This is a genomic window from Burkholderia sp. HMSC10F09 (assembly GCF_001806955.1).
GTDB lineage: Bacteria > Pseudomonadota > Gammaproteobacteria > Burkholderiales > Burkholderiaceae > Burkholderia > Burkholderia multivorans.
Map to the genome: position 1 here is coordinate 1 of NZ_KV786837.1, position 3957 is coordinate 3957.

The following is a 3957-nucleotide window of genomic DNA, read 5'->3' on the forward strand; positions in this document are numbered from 1 at the left end:
GCATGCGGCGGCGCGCCGACGCGGCCGACCGCGCTGAAGCCGCCGACCGGCGCGGCGATCGTGCCGGGGCAGGTCGCCGCGAAGCGGCTCACGCCGGTGGCGTGGCAGCAGGTGCCGGGCTGGCAAGACGATTCGCTGATCGGCGCGACGGCCGCGCTGCGGCAGAACTGCGTGCGGCTCGCGCGGCAGCCGGCGTGGCAGCGCGCGTGCGCGGCCGCCGAGCGGCTCGACGAACTCGACGCGAACGGCGCGCGCGCGTTTTTCGAAACGTACTTCACGCCGTTCCAGTTCGCGAACACCGACGGCACGCTCGACGGCCTCGTGACCGGCTATTACGAGCCGCTGCTGCACGGCTCGCGCGTGCGCCGCGGCCCGTATCAATATGCGCTGTACCGCTGGCCGGCCGGCTATCGCGCCGGCGCGGCGCTGCCTGCGCGCGCGCAGCTCGAACGCTCGGGGATACTGAACGGCAACGAACTCGTGTGGGTCGACGACCCGATCGAGGCGTTCTTCCTGCAGGTGCAGGGCTCGGGGCGCGTGCTGCTCGACGACGGCTCGGTGATGCGGGTCGGCTTCGGCGGCACCAACAATCAGCCGTATCGCTCGATCGGCAAGTGGCTGCTCGATCGCGGCGAACTGACGCCGGCGCAGGCGACGATGCAGGGCATCAAGGCGTGGGCGAAGGCGAATCCGGGCCGCGTCGACGCGCTGCTCGACACGAACCCGCGGTTCGTCTTCTTCCGCGAGATGCCGACGAAGGAAGAAGCGCCGCACGGCGGCGCGGACGGTCCGATCGGCGCGCTCGGCGTGCCGCTCACGCCCGAGCGTTCGATCGCCGTCGATCCGGCGTCGATTCCGCTCGGCACGCCGGTGTTTCTGCAGACCACGCGCCCACTGACGAACACGCCGATGAACCGGCTCGTGTTTGCGCAAGATACGGGCAGCGCGATCAAGGGCGGCGTGCGGGCCGACTATTTCTGGGGGCTCGGCGACGATGCCGGCGACCTCGCCGGTCGCATGAAGCAGGTCGGCCGGATGTGGCTGCTGTTCCCGAATTCGTGAGGGTTTTCGTGTCGGTCGTCGTGACGGGCGATGGCGGCGCGTAGCCGACGCGGCGCGCGCCTGTCGGCGAAATCGTTCGGGCGAGGCGGTTCGCGCCGATGAATAGAAAAACGCCCGCCCGGCGTTCGCCGGTCGGGCGCTGCATCGAAATGGCGTTGCGGGCGTCGACGTTCGCTATGCGGCGCGCGACGACTTGCCGGCTCAGCCCTTGCGCTTGTCGATCACGCGGCGCGCCTTGCCCACCGAGCGCTCGATCCCGTTGACCGGCAGCACGTTGACCACCGCCGTCACGCCGATCAGCGATTTGATGTCGTACGCGAGCGCCTGCTTCGCCGCCTGAATCGCGGCGGTGTCGGGCGCCGTTTCGGGGCACGGCTCGACGTTGAGCGGCAGTACGTCGAGCGGCCCTTCCTTCGTCAGCACGATCTGGTAATGCGGCGCAAGCGCGCGCTGCTTCAGCAGCTGCTCCTCGATCTGCGTCGGAAACACGTTCACGCCGCGCACGATCATCATGTCGTCCGAGCGGCCCGTGATCTTTTCCATGCGCCGCATTGTACGTGCGGTGCCCGGCAGCAGACGCGTGAGGTCGCGCGTCCGGTAGCGGATAATCGGCAGCGCTTCCTTCGTCAGCGAGGTGAACACGAGCTCGCCGAGTTCGCCGTCCGGCAGCACTTCGCCGGTGTCCGGATCGATGATTTCCGGGTAGAAGTGATCTTCCCAGATCGTCGGGCCGTCCTTCGTTTCGACGCATTCCGACGCGACGCCGGGGCCCATCACTTCGGACAGCCCGTAGATGTCGACCGCGTCGATCTTCATCCGCTGCTCGATCGCGACGCGCATGTCGTTGGTCCACGGCTCGGCGCCGAAGATGCCGATGCGCAGCGAACTCTGCGCCGGATCGACGCCCTGCCGTTCGAACTCGTCGGCGATCGACAGCATGTAGCTCGGCGTCACCATGATGATGTCGGGGCGGAAGTCCTGAATCAGCTGCACCTGTTTTTCGGTCTGGCCGCCGCCGAACGGAATGACCGTGAGGCCCGCGCGCTCGGCGCCGTAGTGCGCGCCGAGGCCGCCGGTGAACAGCCCGTACCCATAGCTCACGTGCACCTTGTCGCCGGGGCGCGCTCCGGCCGCGCGGATCGAGCGCGCAACGAGATTCGCCCACGTATCGATGTCGCGCGCCGTGTAGCCGACCACGGTCGGTTTGCCGGTCGTGCCCGACGACGCATGAATACGCGAGACCCGCTCCTGCGGCACCGCGAACATCCCGAACGGATAGCTGTCACGCAGGTCGCTCTTCGTCGTGAACGGGAAGCGCGACAGGTCGGCGAGCGTTTGCAGGTCGTCCGGATGCACGCCGGCTTCGTCGAACTTGCGGCGATAGACAGGGGAGTTGTCGTACGCGTGCCGCAGCGACCATTTGAGGCGTTCGAGCTGCAGCGCGGCTAGCTCGTCGCGGGACGCGGTCTCGATCGGCTCGAGCGGTAGCGGGGTAGTCATGCGTGTCTCCAGTGTTTGTTATGGGCGTGGCGCCGACGTCAGCGGTCTTCCGGTATCACGGTGCCCTTGATCTGCGCGGACTTGCCGCGAAACATCGCGACCGTTTCTCCGGCGCGGTTCGTCACGCGGATGTCGTAGATGCCATGCCGACCGCTGCGCGTTTGTTCGGTCGCCTCGGCGGTCAGCACGTCGCCGCCGTGCACGGGCCGCAGATACTCGATCGAGCAGCCGGCCGCGACCGTGTTGACGTTGTACGAATTGCACGCGAATGCGAACGTCGAATCGGCGAGCGTGAAGATCAGCCCGCCGTGGCAGATCTGATGGCCGTTCAGGAAATCGGCGCGCACGGGCATCCGCAGGCACGCGTAACCGGCGCGCACGTCGACGATTTCGATGCCGAGCGCGCGGCTGCACGCGTCGGCTTCGTACATCGTCTGCGCGGTCATGCGTGCGAGTGCGTCGGGATCCAGCGTGTCGGTCGTCGGGTTCTTCGTCATGTCAGCGGCCCTCGAAGCGCGGCGCACGCTTTTCGATGAATGCGTTGACGCCTTCGGCGTAATCGTGCGACTGGCCGAGCTTGCGCTGCAGATCGCGCTCCAGATCGAGTTGCTGGTCGAGCGTATGGGTCATGCCGTCGCGCATCGCCTGCTTGATCGACGCGATCGCGAGCGTCGGTTGCTGCGCGAGCCGCGCGGCCAGTTCACGGGCCGATGCGGCGAGCGCGTCGTCGTCGACCGCGCGCCAGATCAGTCCCCACTGTTCCGCCTGTTCGGCGCCGAGTTTGTCGCCGGTCAGCGCAAGGCCGAGCGCGCGCGCCATCCCGACGCGCTGCGGCAGGAACCACGTGCCGCCCGAGTCCGGCACGAGGCCGATCTTGACGAAAGCCTGGATGAAACTGCTCGAGCGCGCGGCGAGCACGATATCGCAGGCGAGCGCGAGATTCGCGCCCGCACCGGCGGCCGTGCCGTTGACGGCGGCGATCACCGGAATCGGCAAGCGCTGCAGGCGGCGGATCAGCGGATTGAAGTGCTCCTCGATCAGCGCGCCGAGGTCGGTCGACGCGCCCGGCGTGAAGTCGAGGTCCGCGAGATCCTGACCGGCGCAGAACCCGCGCCCCGCACCCGTCAGAATCAGTGCGCGCGCACCGGCCGCCTCGACTTCGTCGAGCGCCGACTGCAGCTCGCGATGCATGGCGCGCGTAAAGCTGTTCAGCTTGTCGGGACGATGCAGCGTGATCGTCGCCACGCGGGCGGCTTCGTCGATGTCCAGCCGAATTGCCTGATAGGACATGCAGTGTCTCCGTGATGATTCGTTATAGGTGCGCGCGGAGCCAGCTATACGCGTTCGATCGCGAGCGCGATGCCTTGCCCGACGCCGATGCACATCGTGCAGAGC

At 67.9% G+C, this 3957-nt stretch carries 4 protein-coding genes; 1 reads left to right on the forward strand and 3 read right to left on the reverse strand.

Translation table 11 applies throughout. From position 1 onward, the window contains the following. A partial coding sequence (locus tag HMPREF3115_RS21515; protein WP_256276345.1) for a murein transglycosylase A occupies positions 1-1062 on the forward strand: 1062 nt, incomplete at its 5' end. A gap of 201 nt (positions 1063-1263) precedes the next feature. Here the strand turns inward: HMPREF3115_RS21515 and paaK are convergent. From paaK to paaG, 3 genes are read right to left on the reverse strand one after another with little or no spacing between them, the layout of a single operon-like run. Further along, positions 1264-2562 (reverse strand): phenylacetate--CoA ligase PaaK, encoded by a 1299-nt coding sequence (gene paaK / locus HMPREF3115_RS21520; RefSeq protein WP_070555961.1) that lies wholly within the window; start codon positions 2560-2562, stop codon positions 1264-1266. 38 nt (positions 2563-2600) lie between these two features. Then, positions 2601-3059, reverse strand: coding sequence for a hydroxyphenylacetyl-CoA thioesterase PaaI (gene paaI, locus HMPREF3115_RS21525; protein ID WP_053297673.1), 459 nt, complete (start codon positions 3057-3059; stop codon positions 2601-2603). Between the two features lies 1 nt (position 3060). Then, positions 3061-3852, reverse strand: coding sequence for a 2-(1,2-epoxy-1,2-dihydrophenyl)acetyl-CoA isomerase PaaG (gene paaG / locus HMPREF3115_RS21530; protein WP_053297672.1), 792 nt, complete (start codon positions 3850-3852; stop codon positions 3061-3063). Positions 3853-3957 lie beyond the last annotated feature (105 nt).